Source organism: Pseudorhizobium sp. NPDC055634, assembly GCF_053618655.1.
Map to the genome: position 1 here is coordinate 31067 of NZ_JBSHHW010000007.1, position 21710 is coordinate 52776.

A 21710-nucleotide genomic window follows, 5' to 3' on the forward strand; every position below is an offset into this window, starting at 1 on the left:
ATGAAAAATCACCCGGTCGACCCGCTAGCGCCCGCCCGAACGCTGATCCTCAACAGGGGCCTTCTTTGGGAGCTGACGAAGCGTGACTTCGTGGCGCGCTACAAGGGTTCCCTGCTCGGCCTAGCGTGGTCGCTCTTCAACCCGCTGCTGATGCTTGCCATCTACACGTTCGTCTTCAGCGTCGCCTTCAGGGCACGGTGGAACGTCGCAGGCGAGGACAATGTAAACTTCGCCATCATCCTCTTCTCCGGGCTGATCGTTCACGCGCTGTTTGCAGAATGCCTGGTCCGCGCGCCCAGCCTGATCCTTTCGAACGCGAACTACGTCAAGAAGGTCGTGTTCCCGCTGGAGATACTGCCTCTCATGACCATGGGGACGGCGCTCGGCAATTTCGTCGTCAGCCTCCTCGTCCTCCTGCTCTTCTGCCTACTGTCCGGCACCCCCCTGCATCCTGCGGGCCTGCTTATTCCCGTAATTCTGCTGCCCATGCTTCTGATGGTGCTGGGCCTGAGCTGGTTCCTCGCCTCACTGGGCGTCTATCTTCGCGACTTTGCCCAGGTGATCGGCATGCTGACGACGGTTGCGCTTTTCCTGGCGCCCGTCTTCTATCCCATCACCGCCTTGCCGCCGATCTACCAGTCCCTTCTGATCTTGAACCCGATCACCCTCCCCGTCATCCAGTTGCGAGACGCACTCCTTTGGGGACAACCCCTGAACTGGGCGGCGTGGGGCACCAGCCTGGTCATTGGATCAGCCATCTTCTACCTCGGTTTCGCATGGTTCCAGAAGACCAGACGAGGCTTCGCAGATGTCCTCTAACGAACCAGTCATCGAAGTTCGCGGCCTCGGCAAGCGCTACGACATCTACGACAGCCCGCGTGACCGCCTGAAGCAACTCGTCTTGCCCAGACTGGCCCACTTGGTCGGGCGGCGAGATGCCTTGCCTAGCTATCATCGGGAGTTCTGGGCGTTGCAGGACATCTCGTTCGAGGTGCGTCCGGGCGAAACGCTGGGCATCATCGGGCGCAATGGTGGCGGCAAGAGCACTCTGCTGCAGATCCTGGCGGGCACGCTGGCCCCCACGGTCGGCGACGTCACTGTGAAAGGCCGCGTTGCCGCCCTTCTGGAGTTGGGCAGCGGTTTCAATCCCGATTTCACCGGGCGCGAGAACGTTCTTCTCAATGCCCGCATCCTGGGCCTGAGCCGCAGCGAGATCGAAGAGAAATACGAGCAGATCGTCGCCTTTGCGGATATCGGCGACTTTATCAACCAGCCCGTCAAGACCTATTCCAGCGGAATGTTCGTTCGCCTGGCCTTCGCAGTGCAGGCCCATATCGACGCCTCCATCGTCATCATCGACGAAGCACTGGCTGTCGGCGACGTCTTCTTTCGCCAGAAGTGCTATGCGCGCCTTGAGGAAATCAGGGCTTCCGGCGCGGCGGTGCTTCTGGTCTCCCACGCCATGACCGACATCGAGCAGTTCTGCGATCGCGCAATCCTGCTCGACCACGGCAGGATGAACTTCATCGGCAATGCCACCGAGGCGGCAAAGCGATACTATCAATTGCATCAGGAAAGAGCCCTGCCGGCGGCGGCAGTGGATGGAGGGGCCAGTAAGGCGCCGCCGGAAATCAGCGTCGGTGAAGCATCAAGCTTTGATTTCTGGCCCGGCGACAGCAGCTTTATTGACGCGAGTGGCAAGACCCAGGTCGGGAACGGCTGGGCGAAGTGCCTGCGCTACGCAGTCTGCGATACCCAGGGAAATCGATGTGCGAGCTTCGCCCAGGGCGAGACAGCCGTGTTCTACTCCGAATTCCTCACGTTGGAACCCATTTCGGTCCCGCTGGCCGGGGTCGTTCTCCAGAATGAGCGCGGCGTTAACGTTCACGGGAAAGGCTCGTTGGAGCATTATGCCAAAGCACCGGATCACCTCCCGGCAGGCGTCGTCATACAATGTCGTCAAACGGTTGAACTCAAGCTAGAACTCGGCGAATACACGTTCGAACTTGGACTAGCAACGATCGACGGCGACACCTATAGGGAGATGAGCAACCTCAATCACGAGCGGATATTCTCGCGGATTGTCCGCCTGTGTCACCTTCCTCACGCGGGGGTACTTGCCGTCGGCTGGCGCCCCGTCCACCATGGCCCTCCCCTTACCCACCACGGAATAGCGGATCTACCAGGAACGTTTGAATATGGCTTTGCCCGAAACAGCACAAACTGAAATCCGAACGAAGATCCTGCCCATTGATGAAGTGCTTCGCGGCTACGACGCGGTAGCGGCACTCTATCCCTACATCCCACCACTCAGCCACTGGCGGGCTTGGGAATATGCAGCCTATCAGCACCATAAGATCAAGGGCCGCATCCTTGATATCGGCTGCGGGGACGGTCGATATTTCCAGTTGATCTGGCCCGGAGCCAAGAACGTCGTTGGCGTGGATATGGATCCGGAGACAGCCGAAAGAGGTAGACAAAGCGGCGTCTACCGTTCGGTCCACACGACCGTGGCACATCAGATTCCTGAGCAGGATTCGAGCTTTGATCACGCCTTCGCCAATTGTTCACTGGAACATATGGATAACCTTGATGGAGTGTTGACCGAGATCGCGAGATGTCTGTCTCCCGGTGGCACCCTCTCATGCAGCGTGGTTACGAACAGATTTGTAGAATGGTCGCTATTGCCTGCGATGGTATCCGAAGCCGGGTTCGATCAGGTCGCTGAAGGGCTTCAAGCGAAGTTCATGGAGTATCACCATCTGGCCAACCCGTTGAAAGTGAAAGAATGGACGGAGGCCTTCAACAAGGCAGGAATGGTCGTCGAAAGCCACATACCCATCCTTCCTCGCTATAGTGGCAGCCTGTGGGCCCTAATGGATAGTTTGTGGCATCTCGAACGGAAAGCCGGAGGAGAGTTCGGCGAAATCGTACACCCCATGCTCGCCTCCAACCCCAAATTCCCTTCAGCGTTTCGCAAGATCATGAACGGCCTCCTGGAAATGGAGCAGGACTGGCATGATTGTACGGGAGCAGTGTTCAGCGTGAGGAAAGTCAAGCCATGATACCTAGAACGTGCTGGTGCGGGAGCACAGAACATCATGAATTTAGCCCAGAGTATGTAAGGTGCGCTGCCTGCGGCACGCTGGTATCCTGCGTAGGCCTGTCAGATGACGAACTAAAAGTTGCAGACGACGACGCCGATTTCTACGGCAAGAAATACTGGCTTGAGCATCAAAACCAAGATCTTGGCTTCCCGAACATCTTCCAAAGAGCCAAGAGGGATTTGACTGATCGAAACCTGCACTGGCTCAAAACGCTACTCCGTTATAAGGCCCCTCCAAGCAAAGTGCTTGAGATGGGATGTTCGCACGGAAGTTTCGTGGCGCTACTACGGCAGGCGGGCTACGACGCCTCCGGCATGGAGATGAGCCCGTGGGTAGTCGAATTCGCACAGGAAACGTTCGACATACCCATGCTGGTCGGGCCCGTCGAAAACACCGAACTGGAAGCGGGAACATTCGACGTAGTCGCCTTGATGGACGTGCTGGAACATCTCCCCGATCCCGTTGGGACGATGTCTCACGCCCTCAGATTGCTTAAGCCGGACGGAATCCTTCTCATCCAGACTCCGCAGGCGAAAGATGAGATGACCTACCCTGCCCTGGTAGAGAGCAACGCTCCCTTCCTCGAGCAGTTCAAGTCCGACGAACATCTCTACCTTTTCACTCAAAGCTCGGCGACCACCCTCTTTGAACGGCTCGGAGCAAGCTTCGTTCAGTTCGAGCCGCCCATTTTCTACCAGTATGACATGTTCTTCGTCGTCAGCAGGCAGCCGATCGCCGCGGTCTCCGCGGAGGAGGCCACGAAGGCACTTGAGACTCCAAAGGGCCGATTTGTTCAGGCACTTCTCGATCAGGACGAGGAAATCAAGCGCCTCAATGAACACGTAAAGCTGATAGACGCCGACCGGGAGGCCAGGCTCGAGCAGATTCATACGCTGACGAAAATGATCCAAGAGAAGCAGGGTATGCCACTCGCAAAGTTCAGGCCGAGATGACCTCAAGCGAAAAGAAGCCCAGGATTTCGATCGTGACGCCCTCCCTCAACCAGGGGCGGTTTCTGCAGGAATGCATCGATTCCATTCGAGCGCAGAATTGGCCCGAGGTGGAGCATTTCATCATCGATGGCGGCTCTACCGACAATACGCTCGATGTCATCCGCAAGAACGACGGGTGGCTGACGGGGCATGTCAGCGAACCTGACAGAGGTGCCGCCGACGCGATCAACAAGGGCTTGCTAAAGTGCACGGGCGACATCGTAGCCTGGTTGAATGCGGACGATTTCTATCTGCCTGGCGCATTCGAAGCGATCGCTGAAGCGTATCGGGCCGCACCCGAGGCGAGCTTCTGGTTCGGCAACGGGATACGCGCAGACAAGGAAGGCCGCAGGACCGCCGTCTTCAACGACGGTCCCATGCTCTACAATCACGAAGCCCTGCTGGGCGGATTGGATTACATTCTCCAGCCTTCGACCTTCATGAACGGGCCGGTGCTCCGGCAATTGGGCGGGCTCGATGAGAACTTGCGCTGGAGCTTCGACTGGGACCTCTGGATCCGGCTCGCGAAGCTGTCGCAACCTCACCCGGTCGAGGCGGTTATCGCGGCTTCCCGCGAGTGGGGCGAGACGTTGACGGCGACGGGCGGCTTCCGGCGGGTCGAAGAGATCCGCCTTCTGGCGGAGCGCCACAGCGGACGCCCGATGTCACCGGGGGCCCTCTGCTACTGGCTGGACAACATGAATTCACTCGTCCAATCGAGCGACGACCTGTTCAGCCAGCAAACCCATACGGCTTTGCTCAATCTGTGGAAGGAAGTGCAGGAGGATATGCAGCGGTTAGGTGTGAATGCCTCTGGTATGCCCATCAGTACCGGTGCGACCCCTCTCGTCTCGGGCAGAAAGCAAACCCGGCCCAAATTTTACCACCGGATTGGACGAGAACTTCGGCGCAGCTTGCAGAAGAGGTTCTAGCATGAGCATCATTCCTGCGCAGGGCGGCCCCTTGACGGTCGCGATAGATTTGTACCCGCTGGTGCCGGGCGTATCCGGAGGCATTGTCCCCTGGGTTCACGGCGTCGTCAGGGAAATGGTGCGCCTCTACCCGGAAGACAGGTTTGTCTTCTTCCATCGTCCCGGCGCTCCACCGCTGAAGATTGTCGCCCCGAATGTGGAATTCGTGGCGCTGGACGATCACCCGACGGCCTTCTACGCGGAGATGACCCGTCACTGCCACAGCATGCGTCCTGACGCACTCCTGCGAACCTACCCGCAAGAGAATGATCCGGAGTTTCCATTTCCCCGGCAAGTATTCGTAATTCCGGACATCCAGCACGAATTCTTTCCGGACTTCTTTCAGCCTGCCGTGTTGGCGGCGCGGCGCCGCGCCTTTGGAGCTGCTCTCTCCCGCGCCGGCGCGATCGCCACGATGACCGATCATTCCCGCGAGACAATGGTCAGCAACGGCTGGACCATGACGGATGACGTGTTCCTCATGCCTGCGGCTCTTCCCGAAGAATTGCGGGAAACCCCGAGCAAGAGCGACCTGCCTGCGGAAGCTGCGGCCTTCGATCACTACTTCTACATGCCGGCGAACCTCTGGCCGCATAAGAACCACCGCCGCCTGTTCGAGGCGTTCAAGCTCGCCCTCCCGGACCTTCCTCCGAATACCGGTCTCGTCCTGACGGGAAGCCCCGATGGCCTGGAGCAGAGCATCAAGGGTTTTGAAGACCTTCCGGTCGTCCACCTTGGCTTTCTTCCGCACAGGCAGGTTGCCGCTCTCTTTGCCAATGCGACAGCGCTTGTCTACTTTTCCCTTTTCGAAGGCTTCGGCATGCCCCTGCTGGAAGCATTCCATCACGGGACGCCCGTTCTCTGCAGCAACACGACGTCCCTTCCCGAGGTCGGAGGCGATGCCGTGCTGTCCTGCGATCCGACCGACATACCGACGATGGCGAACCTGATGCGCCGCATCACCACTGAAGAGGGCTTGAGAGAAAGCCTCTCCGAAAAGGCGAAACTGCGGGTGGCGGCCTATGACTGGGCAAAGCCCGCTCATTCGCTCCGCGCGGCATTGCAACGGGTCTCTCAGAACCCGGTCGAACACAAGCAGCGAAGGCCGCTCGTCAGCATTGTCATGCCGACCCGCAATCAAGCCCAGTTTATCCGCGAGTCGATCGACAGCGTGCTCAGCCAGAGCTACGACAATGTCGAACTCCTTGTCATGGATGGAGCTTCCACCGACGAGACCGTCGAGATCCTCAAGAGCTATGGCGACCGCATCCGGTGGATTTCGGAGCCGGACGAGGGCCAGGCAGATGCCATCAACAAGGGCATGAAGCTACTGAACGGAGAAATCCTGGCCTACCTGAATTCGGATGACATCCTGCTTCCCGGTGCGCTGCAAACTGCAGTCCGGTTTTTCAATGACCATCCGGAATGCGACATGGTGTACGGCAATGCCGATTACATCGACGCGGACGGCGCCGTCATCGGCAAGTACAACACCGCCGATTATTCCTTGGGGCGCCTGATGCATGACTGCTGCGTCTGCCAGCCGGCGGCCTTCTGGCGCCGACGCATTGCAGAGAGGATCGGACCGTTCGACGTCTCGATGCAGACCGCGATGGACTACGAATACTGGCTTCGCATGGCGACATCCGGGGCAATCATCCGGCATACGCCGAAAAAACTCGCGCAGTCCCGGCTGCACGAGGATGCAAAGACACTGGCAATGCGCGGGATAATCTATCGGGAGGTCTTCCAGATCTGCGAGAAACATGGTGGGTATGTCAGCCTGAGCTACTACAACGGCCTTTGGGCGTACCGCTTCTATGAGGCGTGGGCTGGGGGGCGCGGCCTTAAACGAGTTCTACCACATGTGCACAGAATCCCGGCCGTATTGGGCTTCCTGGCGCAGGCGCGGGACATTGGAGGGGACAGGGCGAGAACCAAGCTCGTGGCGCGAACGATGTTCAACCTGATCGACCGCCAACTGCCGTGGGCGGGAAACCTGATCCGGGGGGCATGGTTCCGCTCGGCCGCGCTGCGCCGACGTTTCCAGTAAAGATTAGACGTACCAGGGGCCGAATGAAACGAGCGCTGATCACAGGAATAACGGGGCAGGACGGCTCCTACCTCGCGGAGTTTCTTCTCGGGAAGGGTTATGAGGTCTATGGACTGGCGCGGCCTGCAAGCTGGGCTGCGCCGAACTGCGCAAGCCACTTGGCCGGACAGGTAAACATTCTCTTCGGTGACCTGATCGAGGACCTGGAACTCGCCCATGTCCTCCATGAAACGAAGCCGGATGAAATCTACAATCTCGCATCCCAGTCTCGCCCTGGAGAATCATGGGCGCGGGCGCCGGAGACGCTTGAGGTGAATGGCCTGGCTGCGATCAAGCTTTTCGAAGCGGTTCGCATTCATCGACCGGAAGCACGCGTATACCACGCCTCCTCTTCCGAGATGTTCGGTCAGTCCCAGGACCCGCGGCAGAATGAGGAGACTTCCTTTCATCCGGTCAATCCCTATGCCGCGGCCAAGGTCTACGCCCACCACATGGCCGCGATCTACCGCGACAGCTACAGCCTCTATATCGCCAGCGGCATCCTCTTCAATCACGAGAGTGAACGACGGCCGCTGCACTTCCTGACCCAGAAGGTTGCCTACGGCGCCGCCTGCGCGGCTCTGGGAATCGAAAACTCCCCGGACATGAACGAAAGAGGCCGCCCGATCGTTGAAGGCGGGCGGCTCGCCCTCGGCAACCTGAACATTGCGCGCGATTGGGGCTATGCGCCGGATTTCGTGCGCGCTATGTGGATGATTCTTCAGCAGGAAAAGCCGACCGATTTCGTCATTGGCACGGGCAGCCTGCATACACTGACGGAATTATGCGAGATCGCCTATCAAACGGTTGGCCGTGACTGGCAAAAATGTGTATTCAGCGACCCGGCACTGGTGCGGCCGCTGGAACCGGGTCAGATCTTGGCAGATCCGGCCAAGGCCGAAGAAATTCTTGGGTGGTCGCCGACCGTCACTTTTGAAGAGATGGTCCGGCGAATGGTTGAAGCGCAACTGGCGCGTTTAAGACAATTAACTTAGTCGAGGACATCGTGAAAAAGGCACTTATCACCGGGATTACTGGCCAGGATGGGTCATATCTTGCAGAGTTTCTTCTGAAGAAGGGCTATGAGGTCCACGGGATCAAGCGGCGCACGTCACTCTTCAATACCGACCGGATCGATCATCTGTATCAGGATCCGCACGAGAAAAATAAGCGGCTGGTCCTGCACTATGGCGACATGACGGATTCGTCGAGCCTCGTCAGGATCATTCAGCACGTGCAGCCGGACGAGATCTACAATCTGGCGGCCCAGTCCCACGTAGCTGTCTCCTTCGAGGAGCCGGAATATACGGCCAACTCGGATGCCCTTGGTGCACTCCGCATCCTCGAGGCAATCCGTATTCTCGGGCTGGAGAAGAAAACCCGCTTCTATCAGGCTTCGACGTCGGAACTGTACGGACTGGTGCAGGAGATTCCGCAGCGGGAGACGACCCCCTTCTATCCCCGCTCGCCTTACGCGGTGGCAAAGCTCTATGCCTACTGGATCACGGTAAACTACCGGGAAGCCTACGGCATGTACGCCTGCAACGGCATTCTCTTCAACCACGAAAGCCCGGTGCGCGGCGAAACCTTCGTGACGCGCAAGATTACTCGTGCCCTGGCGCGCATCAAGCTCGGCCTGCAGGATTGCCTCTATCTCGGCAACATGGACGCCAAGCGAGACTGGGGCCACGCGAAGGACTACGTGGAGATGCAGTGGCTCATGCTGCAGCAGGACGAACCGGAAGACTTCGTCATCGCCACCGGCGTGCAGTACAGCGTGCGTGAATTCGTCGATGCCGCCGCCCAGGAAATCGGGCTGGGCATCACCTGGAAGGGTGAAGGCGTCGACGAGAAGGGCTATGACGACAAGGGTCGTTGCATCGTCGCGGTCGATCCGCGCTATTTCCGTCCCACCGAAGTGGAAACGCTGCTCGGCGACCCTGCGAAGGCCAAGCAGAAACTCGGCTGGGAGCCGAAGATCACCTTCAAGGAACTGGTCGCGGAGATGATGCGCGAGGATCTGAAGTCCGCCGAGCGCGATGAGCTGGTCAAGCGGCACGGCTTTTCCGCCTACGATTACCACGAGTAGACCATGGACAAGAACGCCAAGATATATGTTGCCGGGCATCGCGGCATGGTCGGATCGGCGATCGTACGCCGACTGACCGACCTGGGTTACGCGAATGTCGTGACCCGGTCGCACGCGGAGCTGGACCTCACGAACCAGCAGGCGGTGACTGATTTCCTGTCGACCGAGCGGCCGGACTACATCTTCATGGCGGCCGCCAAGGTCGGGGGGATACAGGCCAACAACATATATCGCGCCGAGTTCCTCTACCAGAACCTGATGATCGAGGCGAACATCGTGCACGCCGCCTGGCAGGCCGGGATAAAGCGCATGCTTTTCCTCGGCTCCAGTTGCATCTATCCTCGCGATTGCCCGCAGCCGATCCGCGAGGACTATCTGCTGACCGGCCCGCTGGAGCAGACCAACGAACCCTACGCAATCGCCAAGATCGCCGGCGTGAAGCTCTGCGAAAGCTATAACCGGCAGTACGGAACGAGCTACGTCTCCGCGATGCCGACAAACCTGTACGGGCCCAACGACAATTACGACCTAGCCAATAGCCACGTCCTGCCTGCGCTGATCCGGAAGGCTCATGAGGCGAAACTTCGCGGGGACAGCACCTATACGGTCTGGGGATCCGGCCGTCCGATGCGCGAATTCCTCCATGTCGACGACATGGCGCACGCCTGCCTCTTCCTGATGGAAGACGAGACGATCACCGACGGGCTCTTCAATGTCGGTACCGGAACGGATGTCACCATCCGCGAGCTCGCCGAAACGGTCATGGACGTCGTCGGGTTCAAGGGAGACATCGTCTTCGATGCCAGCAAGCCGGACGGTACTCCGCGCAAGCTTCTCGACGTGAGCCGCCTGAAGGAACGAGGCTGGACGGCAAAGATCGGGCTGCGCGAGGGCATTGCGCTCGCCTATGCCGACTTCCTGTCCAAACATGCCGGAGACTAAGCTGGCAGATCCACTCGTTACCGTCGCAGTGCCATCCTACAATCAGGGACGCTTCCTGGATCAGGCGCTGGCCTCCATCTTCGAACAGGACGTTCCTGTCGAAGTTTTCGTCATGGACGGCGGCTCCACGGACAATTCCCTTGAAGTAATCTCCCGTTGGAAAGATCGCCTCGCAGGCTACCGGAGCCATGGCGACGACGGACAGGCAGCGGCAATCAACGAGGGGATCGCACGAGGACGGGCGAAATACGTCTGCTGGCTGAACAGCGACGACTGGTTCCTGCCGGGCGCGCTGTCGCGCCTGATCGAGGCGTCCGAGGCGATGCCGGACGCACCCATGGTCTACGGCCGTTGCTGGAACCACCTGGAAGATACGGGCGCACGCCGGCCGGTATGGGTGGAGCCCTTCGCGGAGCGGAGGCTCGCCCTGCGCTGCATCATCTCCCAGCCCGCGACGCTGATCCGCCGCACCGCCTGGGAACACGTCGGCGGCGTGGACCCTGCCCTGCACATGACGATGGACTACGATCTCTGGTGGCGTCTCTACAAGACGACAGGCGCCCCCCATTTCATCGACGACTTCGTCGCCGTCAATCGCGTCCACGACGCCACGAAGACGGGCAACAACCGCCGACTGCACTACCGCGAAGCCATCGACCTGGTGCGCAGGCATCACGGTCGGGTGCCCCTTAAGTGGTGGCTCGCGCAGCCTTACGCCGTGTGGTGGAGGTCGCTAATGAGGTAGCCACGGGGTTAAGGTGCCCCGGACATCCGATGACGTAAAAAAACCCACATCTTCTTGGTACGTGATACGCACATCCTCGCCTGCGAAACAGAGAGGCTCTATGCTGCTACCGACGATTTTCACCCAAGCACGCGAGAATTCTTGGAATGAGAATTAGATACGGAAATTTCAGACGTTTATCGCGCAGGCCTCAGCCTCTTTAGAAAGCATCACCAAAGAATACGATCCTTCCGTTCCGCCATCAGACATAGCAGCTGTTTCCTATTTTCGAATCTGAAGATAACGAAGGTCAAGGGGAGTGGTGAAGTTGGATGAGAGTGAATTTGATCGGTTCGCGGACGAGTATCGCCAACTGCACGCCAATGTAATCACCGCATCAGGAGAAGCTCCAGAATATTTTGCCGAGTACAAGGTAGCGGACTTGGTCAATCATGCGGCAGCCAGGTCGGTTTCAGTGAAACGTATATTGGACTTCGGCTGTGGGGTTGGAACATCAAGCCGATACTTCTTGAATTGCTTTCCAGACGCTGAAATCGTTGGGATAGACGTTTCAGGCAAGAGTTTGGAGATCGCAAGATCCCGGTACGGCGAGGAGGTAACGTACTCACTACTAGACGAAGTTATCGATTACCCGGAGAATAGTTTCGACGTGGCATTTGCAGCATGCGTGTTCCACCACATCCCGTGGGAGGAGCACAGGAAATGGCTTAGCGAGATCCACCGGGTACTGAGACGAGGCGGCTTGGTCGCAATATTCGAGCACAATCCCTGGAATCCTCTGACTGTCCACGCGGTGAACACTTGCGAATTCGACAAAAATGCCCGCCTAATGACGGCCCACCATCTCCGCAAAACTCTTGGCGACGTGCGGTTTGAGGCAGTGCGACACCACTACAGAATCTTTTTCCCGCGTAAGCTTGCATCTCTTCGTCCAATGGAGAGATACCTGAGTTGGATGCCACTTGGCGCACAGTATTCTGTGACCGCCCAGAAAGAAAAACACATTGACCGTTGAACTTTTCCGCTATCTGTCGGTTGGCGTTTTCAACACCTCCGTCAGCCTAACACTGATATACGCTTCGATGTATTTAGGTGTCGGAGACGTATTAGCTAACCTTCTAGGCTATTCTATAGGAATCGTAATCAGTTACGTAATGAACAGCATTTGGACGTTCCGCGCAAAGGCAACAAAAAATAGCGTAATTAAGTATCTTTGCCTCGTAGGAACTTGTTATGTAGCCAACCTCGCGGCAATGACATTCGCTCGAGACGTTTTTCTCATTAACAGCTACTTCGCCCAGCTCTTCGGCATGTGCACCTATACGTTCTGTGGGTACATCGGCTCGCGCTTCTATGTCTTTGCAAGGCAAGATTCTAAACGCACCTAGGCGGCAGCTATTTTTCCTCGCATTTTTCTGGGTTCGACGAACCCACCGTCTCGCCAACCACATATTGCGGCCGAGAGTTGATGGTGAGAAGCACGCGGCCCAGGTACTCTCCCAGGACGCCGAGAGCAAGAAGCTGCACGCCGCCGATCACGAGAACGGCGACAATAAGAGACGCCCAGCCCGCAGGCATCACGTCTGTCGTCAATTTCTGGATGACCAGCAAAAATGCGAAAAGAAATCCAAGGCAGGACACGACGATGCCCAGCAGGGAGGTTAGGCGCAACGGCACCAGCGAAAAGCTGGTTGCCATTTTCAGCCAGAGAGAAATGGACTTCCTGAGCCCGTACCGGCTGCTTCCTGCAAAGCGTTCGAAATGGTCGACATCTACGGAAGCAATATTCCTGGTAAACGACAGGATCAACCCGTCCACGTAAACATATGGCCCCGAGTAGGTCAGGATGTCCTTGCAGATCGCTGACTTGATCGCCCGGAAGGGTGAAAGATAAAGATCCGTCGGCTTCTGCATGAGATAGGCGGCAATTCTGTTGTTGAATTTGCTGCCTGCAATCTTCCAGGCCGCGTGGCTCCGATTCTTGAAACGGGCGTAAACCACGTCATGCCCTTCGGCGATCTTTTCAAGGAGCTTGGGGATGTCACCGGGCGAATGTTGAAGATCATCGTCCATGGTCACCACGATATCCCCGGCGGCGCGGGCAAAACCCGCCATCAGGGCATTGTGCTGGCCGGCATTCATGCGGAGCAGGACCCCCGACACTTTGGGGCGAGTGGCCGCCAGCTGTTTTATGACGTCCCAGGTACCGTCCGGCGAATGATCACAGACGAGAATGATCTCGTAATCGCCCATCACGGTCGGTGCTTCGCTCAGCACGACCTCCAGCTGCCGCACCAGCTCGGCAATCGTAAGCTCGCTTCCATAGGCGGGAATGACGACCGAAAGCTTCAAGACCTTTTCACCCTCTGTAATATTTTCTGATCGTCCGTTCGAGATATCCCTCGTCGAACGACAGCCCCAATTCCGCGGCTGCCCGCCTTACTTCGGGAACGTCGATAACATAGTCTCCGCCTTCATCAACCACTGAATAGTCGGCTTTCCGAGCCAGAACCAACTCGAAGGTTTCGACGACATCGATGACCGAGACCGAAAATGGGCACGCAATATTGTAGCCCCCCCGCCCGGGGCGATCGTGGCGAACGAGATGGGCCACGATGGCAGCAATGTCGTCAACATCGATAAGATTACGCCGCGCATTCCTCCAGACGTTGAAATGCTCCCCCGTCCGGATCTTGCTGAACAGAAAATTCGTGAGAAGATTGGGATTGGATGACGCCCCAACGACCTGCGGCAGGCGGAATATGGCTGGCCGGCGAGCACTCTGTACTAGAGCTTCCATCTTCAGCTTGTGGCGGACGTAAGGGGTATCCGACATGTCCGGATCGAGCACGCTGCAACTGCCGAAATAGAGAATTCGCTCTGCCGTCTCCAGCGACGCCCGAAGCAACATCTCCTCTCTGAGAAACTCTTCGACACGAGTCTCCCTCGAATTCGACACGCCGGACGCAAAGACCGTTATCTCGGGATCTTCCCCGAAATAAGGACGGAACGCCGACGCAACCAGTCCTCGGCCAATGATCATGGCACAAGCCGCATGAAAGCTAGCTGCCTCCAACCTGACGAGCTATTTCGCCAAGGTACACACCGTAGCTGTTCTTGCGCAAGGCATGCGCCCTTGCGGCCAGGGCGTCTGCGGTCATCCAGCCATTGCGAAGGGAAATTTCCTCCAGGCAGGCGATCTTGTATCCTTGGCGCTTCTCGATGATCTCCACGAAGTGAGATGCTTCCAGCAGGCTTTCAAAAGTGCCCGTGTCAAGCCATGCAAAGCCTCGACCCAGCACCTCGACGTTCAGCAGCCCGTTCTGCATGTAATGCTGATTGATGCTGGTGATTTCCAATTCGCCGCGAGCAGACGGCTTCACCGCCTTTGCAATTTCCACCACGTCGTTGTCGTAGAAATAAAGTCCGGTCACGGCATAGTGGCTTCTTGGATTTTCGGGTTTTTCTTCAATGGAAATTGCCCGCATCTCGGAATCAAACTCCACCACTCCGAAGCGCTCCGGGTCCTTGACTGGATAGCCGAATACAGTTGCGCCGCGGTCCGTTGCGGTGGCGCGTTGCAGGAGCGGGCTGAAGCCTTGACCGTAGAAGATATTGTCGCCGAGGACGAGGCAAACCTCATCGCCGCCGATAAAGGATTCTCCTATAATGAATGCCTGCGCGAGCCCATCGGGGCTTGGCTGCATGGCGTATTCGAGGTTGATGCCAAATTGGCTCCCGTCTTTGAGCAACCGCTGGAAAGCCGGCTGGTCCTCGGGCGTGGTGATGATCAGGATGTCCCGAATATCCGCCAGCATGAGGACCGAAAGCGGATAGTAAATCATAGGCTTGTCATAGACCGGTAGCAGTTGCTTTGAGATCCCCTCAGTGATCGGGTAGAGTCTCGTCCCGGAACCTCCGGCAAGAATGATACCCTTACGAGTCAACGGCCTGCTCCGTCATACTGTTTTCCGACCCAGGTGAGATATGCGCCACTTGTGACGTCCTCGACCCAGGCCTGATTGTCCAGAAACCACTCTACCGTCTTGCGAAGGCCGGTCTCGAATGTCTCCGCTGGACGCCAGCCCAGTTCACTCTCTATCTTGCTGGCATCGATCGCATAACGGCGATCATGGCCCGGCCGGTCCTTCACGAAGGTAATCTGCTCCGCATAAGACACTCCATCGGCACGAGGCTTCAATTCATCGAGAATTGCGCAGAGTGCTCTGACGACGTCGAGATTGGCCATCTCGTTCCATCCGCCGATGTTATAAGTCTCCCCAACCGATCCACCGTCAACGACGCTCCTGATTGCCGAACAGTGATCCTTCACATACAGCCAATCGCGAACTTGCTGCCCGTCACCATAGACCGGCAGCGGCTTTCCCGACAGCGCGTTGTGGATGCACAAGGGAATAAGCTTTTCAGGAAAATGATACGGGCCGTAATTGTTCGAGCAGTTGGTGGTCAGCACCGGCAGACCGTACGTATGGTGATACGCCCGCACCAGATGATCGGAAGCTGCCTTGCTGGCTGAATACGGGCTGTTGGGCTCGTAACGGCTCACCTCGCTGAAGGGAGCAGCACCATGGCTCAGCGAGCCGTAGACCTCGTCGGTAGAGACATGCAGGAACCGAAACTGGCTCCTCTCAGGATCAGGCAAGGCGCTCCAGTAGGCCCTCGCGGCCTCAAGCAGCCGGAACGTTCCGACCACGTTCGTCTCTATGAAAGCCTCGGGCCCGTGGATGGATCGATCGACATGCGACTCCGCCGCAAAATTGAGAATGGCTCTCGGCCTATGCTCGGAAAGCAGGGAGGAAACGAGGGCTTTGTCAGCGATATCGGACCGGACGAAGATGTGTCGCGGATCGTCCGTCAGCGACTCAAGGTTCCTCAGGTTTCCTGCATAGGTGAGCTTGTCGACATTGACGACTGGTTCGTCACGGCACTGCAGCCATTCCAGCACAAAGTTGCTGCCGATGAAACCTGCGCCTCCCGTCACGACTATCGTCATTGGCTACTTGTCCCACCCATGAAATCGTCCCTGAAGGAAGTCGGACTTTCTTCAGACCCTCGCAGGCAGGCCTTACACGAGCCTAAACGGTCGGTCAAACGCACTGCTGGCTATCGATGGCTCCATTAGTTTTGCCACCCACCTTCACCCGTCTCTCGCCAAGATGCGGCGGGGGTTCGAACATCCTCGTTGCGGCCTCCGCTCGGGCATTCGTTCGAACCGGTCACGACGTTCGGGTTTGGGCGGGTTTGAGCGAGGCAAGCTGCAGCAGTATCGCGCTAGGAACGCGTCGAGCAGGATGTCGGCCATCGTGTCGTAGTCGCCGGCGATCCAAGTGCGGTCTTCGAGATCGGTCGAGCCGACGCAGCTCCGGAAACCATTCACGTCCCCATTGAAACCGGCCAGCGGCAACGTTTCGTAACACCACAAAACACTGTCGGACCCACGTGCCGTTAAAGTTCCACTGGTGTCATCCGGAGCGCTTTCGGATCGAATGTAAGGACGTTCTTATGGTTAGGGTCTCGAAGTCGCTCGCTGTACATTCGCGCCACGTTGGCCTGATATTATTCTCCCTTGCCGCCGTCTCGGCTCCGCAAGCACGGGAGCAGACACCGGTCACGGTCGTCGTTGCCCGGCAAGGCGAGGTGACGGAACGGATTCCGATCGTCGGTTCGCTGGCGGCAAGGGAAGAGATCCAGGTCCACGCCCTCGTTCAGGGATCGGTGATCGAGAAAATCCTGATCGAGAGCGGAGCACGTGTCGAAAGGGGCCAAGCGTTGGCGGTGCTCGATACGACTGATGCCCGTATGCTGCTCCAGAAAATCTCGGTGCGCATTCGGCGGGCGAAGGCCGCAGTATCGGTGGAGGCCAGCAGGGTAGACGTCGCTCGCGTCACCGAACTGGAGACCAGGAAGACACTCGAGCGCAGCCGCGCATTGCACCCGAAGGGAGCCGTTTCTCAGCAGTTGCTGGATGAACATCAAAACGCGCATGCCCGCGCACTGGCGGAGTTGAACCTGGCGCGCCAGTCGCTGGTGCTCGCCGAAGCGGACGCAGAGATCACGGCACGTGAGCGTGAAGAGATCGAACTCACGATCGAGCGCAGTACCGTGCGTGCGCCTGAGGCGGGACTTGTCTTGAGGCGCTCAACCCGGGTCGGTGCCATGACATCCGTTGCAGACACGCCGCTTTTTGTCATCGCCAAGGATGCTGCTATTGAGTTCGTCGCGAAGGTCACGGAGACAGCTTTCCTCCATCTGAGCGAAGGCATGCGCGCGGATATTGCCTTGCCTGGGGGCGCACGTCCTGTCGGCGGCACCGTGAGGCTGAATGCGGCCGAACTCGATCCGACGACGCGGAGCGGAGAAGTGCGGATCGAGCTAGACGCGACGCAGGGCCTGAAACCCGGTATGTTCGCGCGAGCCAGCATCAACGCGTCCGTTCGCCGGAATATCCTTCTTCCCGGCAGCGCGGTGAAGACCGCAGGCGGCTCAAGCTCCGTGATGGTCGTCGAGGGCGATGTCGTGGCGACGCGTAAGGTCGCTGTCGGGACGCGCCAGGACGGGTTCGTTGAGATCGTCGAAGGCGTCAATGACGGAGACATGGTCGTCCTGAAATCGGGAGGCTTCCTGAAGGTGGCGGATCGGGTATTGCCGGTCATTATTGCCGATCGGTCACCGCCACATGATCTTGCAGCCTCGCTTGCGGCAACGGCAGAGACCGGAGCAGTGCGATGAACGGCGACATCTCTGCCTGGGCGATCCGCCATCCGCTGCCATCCGTTCTGCTGTTCGTCGTACTTACAATGCTTGGGCTCTACAGCTTTGCCAGATTGCCGATCACCCACTTCCCTACAATCGTTACGCCAGGAGTGCAGGTGACTGTCGTGCGATCGGGCGCTTCACCGGTTGAACTCGAGACCGAGGTGACCCGCCTGATCGAAAATGCCATCGCTTCGCTGCCGGCCATCAAGGAACTGTCATCATCGATCGGGGAGGGTCAAACCGTCACGACCGTCGAATTTGAACTCGGGACGGTTTCACCAGACCGGGCGATGGCCGACGTCCGCGACGTGATTGCCCGCATCAGAGGGGACCTTCCGACTACCATTGACGAGCCGGTGATCGAGCGGGTCGAGGAGGAGGCCCAGTCCGTCGTCACCTATGCCGTCACAAGTCAGAACATGACGGTGGCGGAACTCTCATGGTTCGTCGACGACGCCGTTTCCCGCGAACTGCAGGGGCTTCCGGACGTCGGGCGGGTTGAGCGGGTCGGCGGGGCCGACCGGGAAATTCAGGTCCAAGTGGATCCTGATCGGCTGCAGTCACTGTCGCTGTCCGTCAGTACGATCAACGAGGCCATTCGGGAGAGCCAGCTTGAGCGGTCAGGTGGGCGCAGCGAGATGGACGGCGGCGAACAGATCCTGACGACCGCAGCGGCCGCCCGTACGGTGGCGGATCTCGAAAACCAGCGCCTCGCCCTTTCCGGTGAAAATTCGTTGCGCCTGGCAGACCTGGCGACGGTTCGCGATACAGTCTCAGAACAAAGAAGCTTTGCGACCTTGAATGGCGCCGAGATCGTCGGCTTTGCCGTTTATCGAGCTCAAGGAGCAAGTGACGTGGTTGTCGCGGCCGACGTTGCCGGGTCCGTTGACGAGCTTCGCAAGTCGCAGCCCGACCTGCGCTTCACCCTCGTCGACGACAACGTTTCCTATACCGCAGGCAACTATCACTCCGCGATGGACACGCTGCTCGAGGGCGCCGCTCTCTCGATCGTTGTCGTGTTTCTCTTCCTGCGCGACTGGCGCGCGACACTGGTTGCGGCCGTGGCCTTGCCGCTGTCGATCATACCGACGTTCTTCGCGCTCGACCTGTTTGGCTTCTCACTCAACATTCTCAGTCTGCTGGCTATCACGCTGGTGACCGGCATTCTCGTCGATGATGCAATCGTCGAGATCGAGAACGTCGTACGTCATCGCAACATGGGAAAGACTGCCTATCGCGCGGCGCTCGACGCGTCCGGAGAGATCGGCCTCGCAGTCATCGCGATTTCGGCCACCATCATCGCGGTCTTCGCGCCGGTAGGATTGATGAGCGGTGTCGTCGGCCTCTACTTCCGCGAATTCGGCCTCACTGTCGCCGTTGCGGTGTTTTTCTCTCTCGTGGTTGCTCGCCTGATCACTCCGATCATGGCTGCCTACGTAATGACCGGTACGCCGACCGCCGAGGGCGGCAAAGGCCGAATGTCATCGGCTTACGAAGCAATGCTGCGCCTTAGTCTGCGCGGGCGATGGATAACAGCCAGCCTGGCCTTCGCGTTATTCGGGCTGGCCGTGACGTCCCTACTTTCGATGCCCACGACGTTCTTGCCGGCCGAGGATACCGGGCGGTTGATGCTGACGGTCGAGATGCCGCCGGGCGCGACGCTTGCCGACACTCGCATCACGACGGATGCGATATCGGCGCAAATCGGCAAGCTGGAGGAAGTGGAGGGCGTTCTTGTTCGTGCCGGATGGAGCATCGGTGGTCGCGAGGATGTGCGTCATGCGGTCGTTTCGATCGATCTGAAACACAAATCGGAACGGACCCGCTCGTCCTTCGATGTCGAAGCCGAAATCGAAGAACTTCTGGCCGTCATTCCCGATGCTCGCCTCCGCTTCCTCAACAGCCGTGGCGGCCGCGACGTCTCTGTGTCCGTGTTGGGCACCGATGGCGACATGGTGCAGGAGGCGGCCGACAGAATTCTGCAGGAGATGGCGAGCGAGCCAAATTTCGTCGCTCCAGCCAGCGACACCCTCGCCACGCGCCCGGAACTGAAGGTGACCGTATTCCCGGACGAGGCCGCAACATTGGGGGTGTCCGCTGCGGCGATTGCCAGGACGATCCGCATATCGACCGTCGGCGACGTCGATTCGCAGCTGGCGAGTTATATCGACGGGTCTCGACAGATCCCGATCCGGGTGCTCCTCGATCGTACTGCCCGAAGCGACATGGCAATATTCGAAACGCTTCGCGTGCCCCGGTCGAATGGCGCCGATGTTCCCCTATCGGCCGTGGCGGAGATCAGCTTCGACGAAACCGTGGCTGCCATCGACCGTCTCGACCGCCAGCGCAGCATTGAGATCGGCGCAGATGTAGCGGTAGGGTTGACCTCTGGGCAGGGGATGGAACGGCTGCTGCAGCTACCGAGTGTCAAAGATCTGCCTGATGGCGTCCGCGTTCAGGCGACCGGCGATTCCGACACGGAAGGGGAGGTTTTTGAGAGCTTCGCGGTTGCCATGGGAGCGGGTATCCTGCTCGTCATGATCGTCTTGATCCTGCTGTTCAAAAGTGTCCTGTCGCCCTTCACCATTCTGGCGTCCCTACCGCTTTCCCTAGGTGGCGTGGCGGCAGCTCTACTCCCAAGCGGTCACGCCATCTCCCTGCCGGTTGTGATCGGCATCCTGATGCTGATGGGCATCGTCACCAAAAACGCGATCATGCTCGTCGATTTCGCCATCGAACGGGAGGCGCAGGGTCAGTCCCGCATCGAAGCAGTGGTCGAGGCGTGCCTGGAGCGCGTCCGTCCCATTATCATGACCACGCTTGCGATGGCAGGAGGTATGCTTCCGTCAGCCTTCGGGGCCGGGGATGGCGGCGAGTTCCGCGCTCCTATGGCAATCGCCGTAATTGGCGGATTGCTCGTGTCCACGGTGTTGTCGCTGATCGTAATTCCCTCTCTGCATCTGATTCTCGGCGACGTCAGCGATCGCCTAAACCGCAGCGTCACGCCCCTCCTCCGGTCTGCCTAACCGGGCGCCTGAAGATCGCTGACGCGGTCATTGGTCTCGCCTGCAGGCGATATGATCAAGCTTGCCCAGTCCGCCGCCTCGTCGCCGTTCCTGGATGCTGCCGATCTACAAACCCGGCAACCTTCCCAAGCGTCGCAACAAAATTTAATAATCGGAAACATCTGCGGCCTGCGGCAACGATAGTGTCTGCGTTCAGGCAGGAGACGAACCGCGTGCATGTGACCAGCGCTAACGCAAAGATCCTGATTGTCGAGGACGATCCGGAAATCGGCAAGCTTCTTGCCCTGACCGTTCATGAGAACGGCATGACACCGACCGTCGCCGAAGACAGTCATGTGATGAATGCTCTTCTCCGCAGCAACGAGTTCGACCTCATCATCCTTGATGTCATGCTACCTGGAGAGGATGGCCTGAGCATCTGTCGCCGAATACGCTCGGAGAAGACCACGCCCATCATCCTGTTGACGGCACTCGGAGAGGAGGTAGATCGTATCGTGGGGTTGGAGGTCGGCGCGGACGATTATGTCACCAAGCCCTTCAGTCCGAGAGAGGTCGTTGCTCGTATTCGAAGCCTTCTGCGGCGATCCTCCTATGGTCTCGTCAATACGGCCGGCCAGCGAAAACTGCGCTTCGAGGGATGGCAGATCGATCCGCTCCGCCGACAATTGCACGATGCGAGCAGCGCTCGAGTGGCTGTGACAACGACGGAGTTCGACCTTCTTCTGGCTTTCTGCCGCAATCCCGGCCGGATCATAACCCGGGAGGAACTGCTCTCGCTGACGCATACCGGTCTCGCCGGCCCCATCGAGCGGAGCATCGACGTCCACATCAGCCGTCTGCGCCAGAAGATCGAAACGGATCCACGCAATCCGGTCCTGTTACAGACCGTCAGGCTCGGCGGCTACGTGTTCACCGCCATGGTCGAGCAGGTTTAGACAGGAAAGCCGGGCAACGCCCGGCTTTCCTATT

At 58.6% G+C, this 21710-nt stretch carries 19 protein-coding genes; 15 read left to right on the forward strand and 4 right to left on the reverse strand.

All coding sequences use genetic code 11. The features are described 5' to 3' along the window. From ACWGPT_RS12805 to ACWGPT_RS12860, 12 genes are all read left to right on the forward strand, one after another. A complete protein-coding gene (locus ACWGPT_RS12805) occupies nt 1-819 on the forward strand; it encodes an ABC transporter permease (RefSeq protein WP_452605997.1) in 819 nt (272 codons plus the stop codon). After that, nucleotides 809-2227 carry an ABC transporter ATP-binding protein gene (locus ACWGPT_RS12810; RefSeq protein WP_452605998.1) on the forward strand — a complete coding sequence of 473 codons (1419 nt, stop codon included), beginning with the start codon at nt 809-811 and terminating at the stop codon, nt 2225-2227. Before ACWGPT_RS12805 ends, ACWGPT_RS12810 begins: the two co-directional genes overlap by 11 nt. Further along, nucleotides 2199-3065: a class I SAM-dependent methyltransferase gene (locus ACWGPT_RS12815; protein ID WP_452605999.1), complete on the forward strand. Its 867-nt coding sequence runs from the start codon at nt 2199-2201 to the stop codon at nt 3063-3065. The genes ACWGPT_RS12810 and ACWGPT_RS12815 overlap by 29 nt, the downstream gene beginning before the upstream one ends. Continuing rightward, nucleotides 3062-4060 (forward strand): class I SAM-dependent methyltransferase, encoded by a 999-nt coding sequence (locus ACWGPT_RS12820; protein WP_452606000.1) that lies wholly within the window; start codon nt 3062-3064, stop codon nt 4058-4060. The genes ACWGPT_RS12815 and ACWGPT_RS12820 overlap by 4 nt, the downstream gene beginning before the upstream one ends. A 32-nt stretch (nt 4061-4092) precedes the next feature. Next, entirely contained in the window at nt 4093-5031 is a 939-nt protein-coding gene (locus tag ACWGPT_RS12825) for a glycosyltransferase family 2 protein (RefSeq protein WP_452606001.1), read from the forward strand. Continuing rightward, nucleotides 4934-7123 carry a glycosyltransferase gene (locus ACWGPT_RS12830; protein WP_452606002.1) on the forward strand — a complete coding sequence of 730 codons (2190 nt, stop codon included), beginning with the start codon at nt 4934-4936 and terminating at the stop codon, nt 7121-7123. The genes ACWGPT_RS12825 and ACWGPT_RS12830 overlap by 98 nt, the downstream gene beginning before the upstream one ends. Before the next feature lie 23 nt (nt 7124-7146). After that, nucleotides 7147-8157 (forward strand): GDP-mannose 4,6-dehydratase, encoded by a 1011-nt coding sequence (locus ACWGPT_RS12835; RefSeq protein WP_452606003.1) that lies wholly within the window; start codon nt 7147-7149, stop codon nt 8155-8157. A gap of 11 nt (nt 8158-8168) precedes the next feature. Continuing rightward, on the forward strand, nt 8169-9251 hold the full coding sequence (gmd, locus tag ACWGPT_RS12840) for a GDP-mannose 4,6-dehydratase (protein WP_452606004.1): 1083 nt from the start codon (nt 8169-8171) through the stop codon (nt 9249-9251). 3 nt (nt 9252-9254) lie between these two features. Continuing rightward, nucleotides 9255-10193 carry a GDP-L-fucose synthase gene (gene fcl, locus ACWGPT_RS12845; protein WP_452606005.1) on the forward strand — a complete coding sequence of 313 codons (939 nt, stop codon included), beginning with the start codon at nt 9255-9257 and terminating at the stop codon, nt 10191-10193. Then, nucleotides 10180-10938, forward strand: coding sequence for a glycosyltransferase family 2 protein (locus ACWGPT_RS12850; RefSeq protein WP_452606006.1), 759 nt, complete (start codon nt 10180-10182; stop codon nt 10936-10938). Before fcl ends, ACWGPT_RS12850 begins: the two co-directional genes overlap by 14 nt. 307 nt (nt 10939-11245) lie before the next feature. Beyond that, nucleotides 11246-11953 (forward strand): class I SAM-dependent methyltransferase, encoded by a 708-nt coding sequence (locus tag ACWGPT_RS12855; protein WP_452606007.1) that lies wholly within the window; start codon nt 11246-11248, stop codon nt 11951-11953. After that, on the forward strand, nt 11943-12326 hold the full coding sequence (locus ACWGPT_RS12860; RefSeq protein WP_452606008.1) for a GtrA family protein: 384 nt from the start codon (nt 11943-11945) through the stop codon (nt 12324-12326). The genes ACWGPT_RS12855 and ACWGPT_RS12860 overlap by 11 nt, the downstream gene beginning before the upstream one ends. 7 nt (nt 12327-12333) lie before the next feature. Here the strand turns inward: ACWGPT_RS12860 and ACWGPT_RS12865 are convergent, their stop codons facing one another. Genes ACWGPT_RS12865 through rfbB form a run of 4 tightly spaced genes read right to left on the reverse strand, consistent with a single transcriptional unit; the run spans nt 12334 to nt 15952 of the window. Continuing rightward, nucleotides 12334-13290 (reverse strand): glycosyltransferase family 2 protein, encoded by a 957-nt coding sequence (locus tag ACWGPT_RS12865; protein WP_452606009.1) that lies wholly within the window; start codon nt 13288-13290, stop codon nt 12334-12336. A 7-nt stretch (nt 13291-13297) separates the two neighbouring features. Next, on the reverse strand, nt 13298-13981 hold the full coding sequence (locus ACWGPT_RS12870; protein ID WP_452606010.1) for an NAD-dependent epimerase/dehydratase family protein: 684 nt from the start codon (nt 13979-13981) through the stop codon (nt 13298-13300). Between the two features lie 19 nt (nt 13982-14000). Next, entirely contained in the window at nt 14001-14885 is an 885-nt protein-coding gene (rfbA, locus tag ACWGPT_RS12875; RefSeq protein ID WP_452606011.1) for a glucose-1-phosphate thymidylyltransferase RfbA, read from the reverse strand. Further along, on the reverse strand, nt 14882-15952 hold the full coding sequence (gene rfbB, locus ACWGPT_RS12880; RefSeq protein ID WP_452606012.1) for a dTDP-glucose 4,6-dehydratase: 1071 nt from the start codon (nt 15950-15952) through the stop codon (nt 14882-14884). The genes rfbA and rfbB overlap by 4 nt, the downstream gene beginning before the upstream one ends. A 509-nt stretch (nt 15953-16461) precedes the next feature. Between rfbB and ACWGPT_RS12885 the strand changes: the two genes are divergently transcribed. The 3 genes from ACWGPT_RS12885 to ACWGPT_RS12895 all read left to right on the forward strand — a co-directional run bounded on the left by ACWGPT_RS12885 (nt 16462) and on the right by ACWGPT_RS12895 (nt 21676). Continuing rightward, a complete protein-coding gene (locus ACWGPT_RS12885) occupies nt 16462-17688 on the forward strand; it encodes an efflux RND transporter periplasmic adaptor subunit (RefSeq protein ID WP_452606013.1) in 1227 nt (408 codons plus the stop codon). Next, on the forward strand, nt 17685-20741 hold the full coding sequence (locus ACWGPT_RS12890; RefSeq protein WP_452606014.1) for an efflux RND transporter permease subunit: 3057 nt from the start codon (nt 17685-17687) through the stop codon (nt 20739-20741). The genes ACWGPT_RS12885 and ACWGPT_RS12890 overlap by 4 nt, the downstream gene beginning before the upstream one ends. Before the next feature lie 218 nt (nt 20742-20959). Next, a complete protein-coding gene (locus ACWGPT_RS12895) occupies nt 20960-21676 on the forward strand; it encodes a response regulator (protein ID WP_452606015.1) in 717 nt (238 codons plus the stop codon). Nucleotides 21677-21710: the final 34 nt, after the last annotated feature.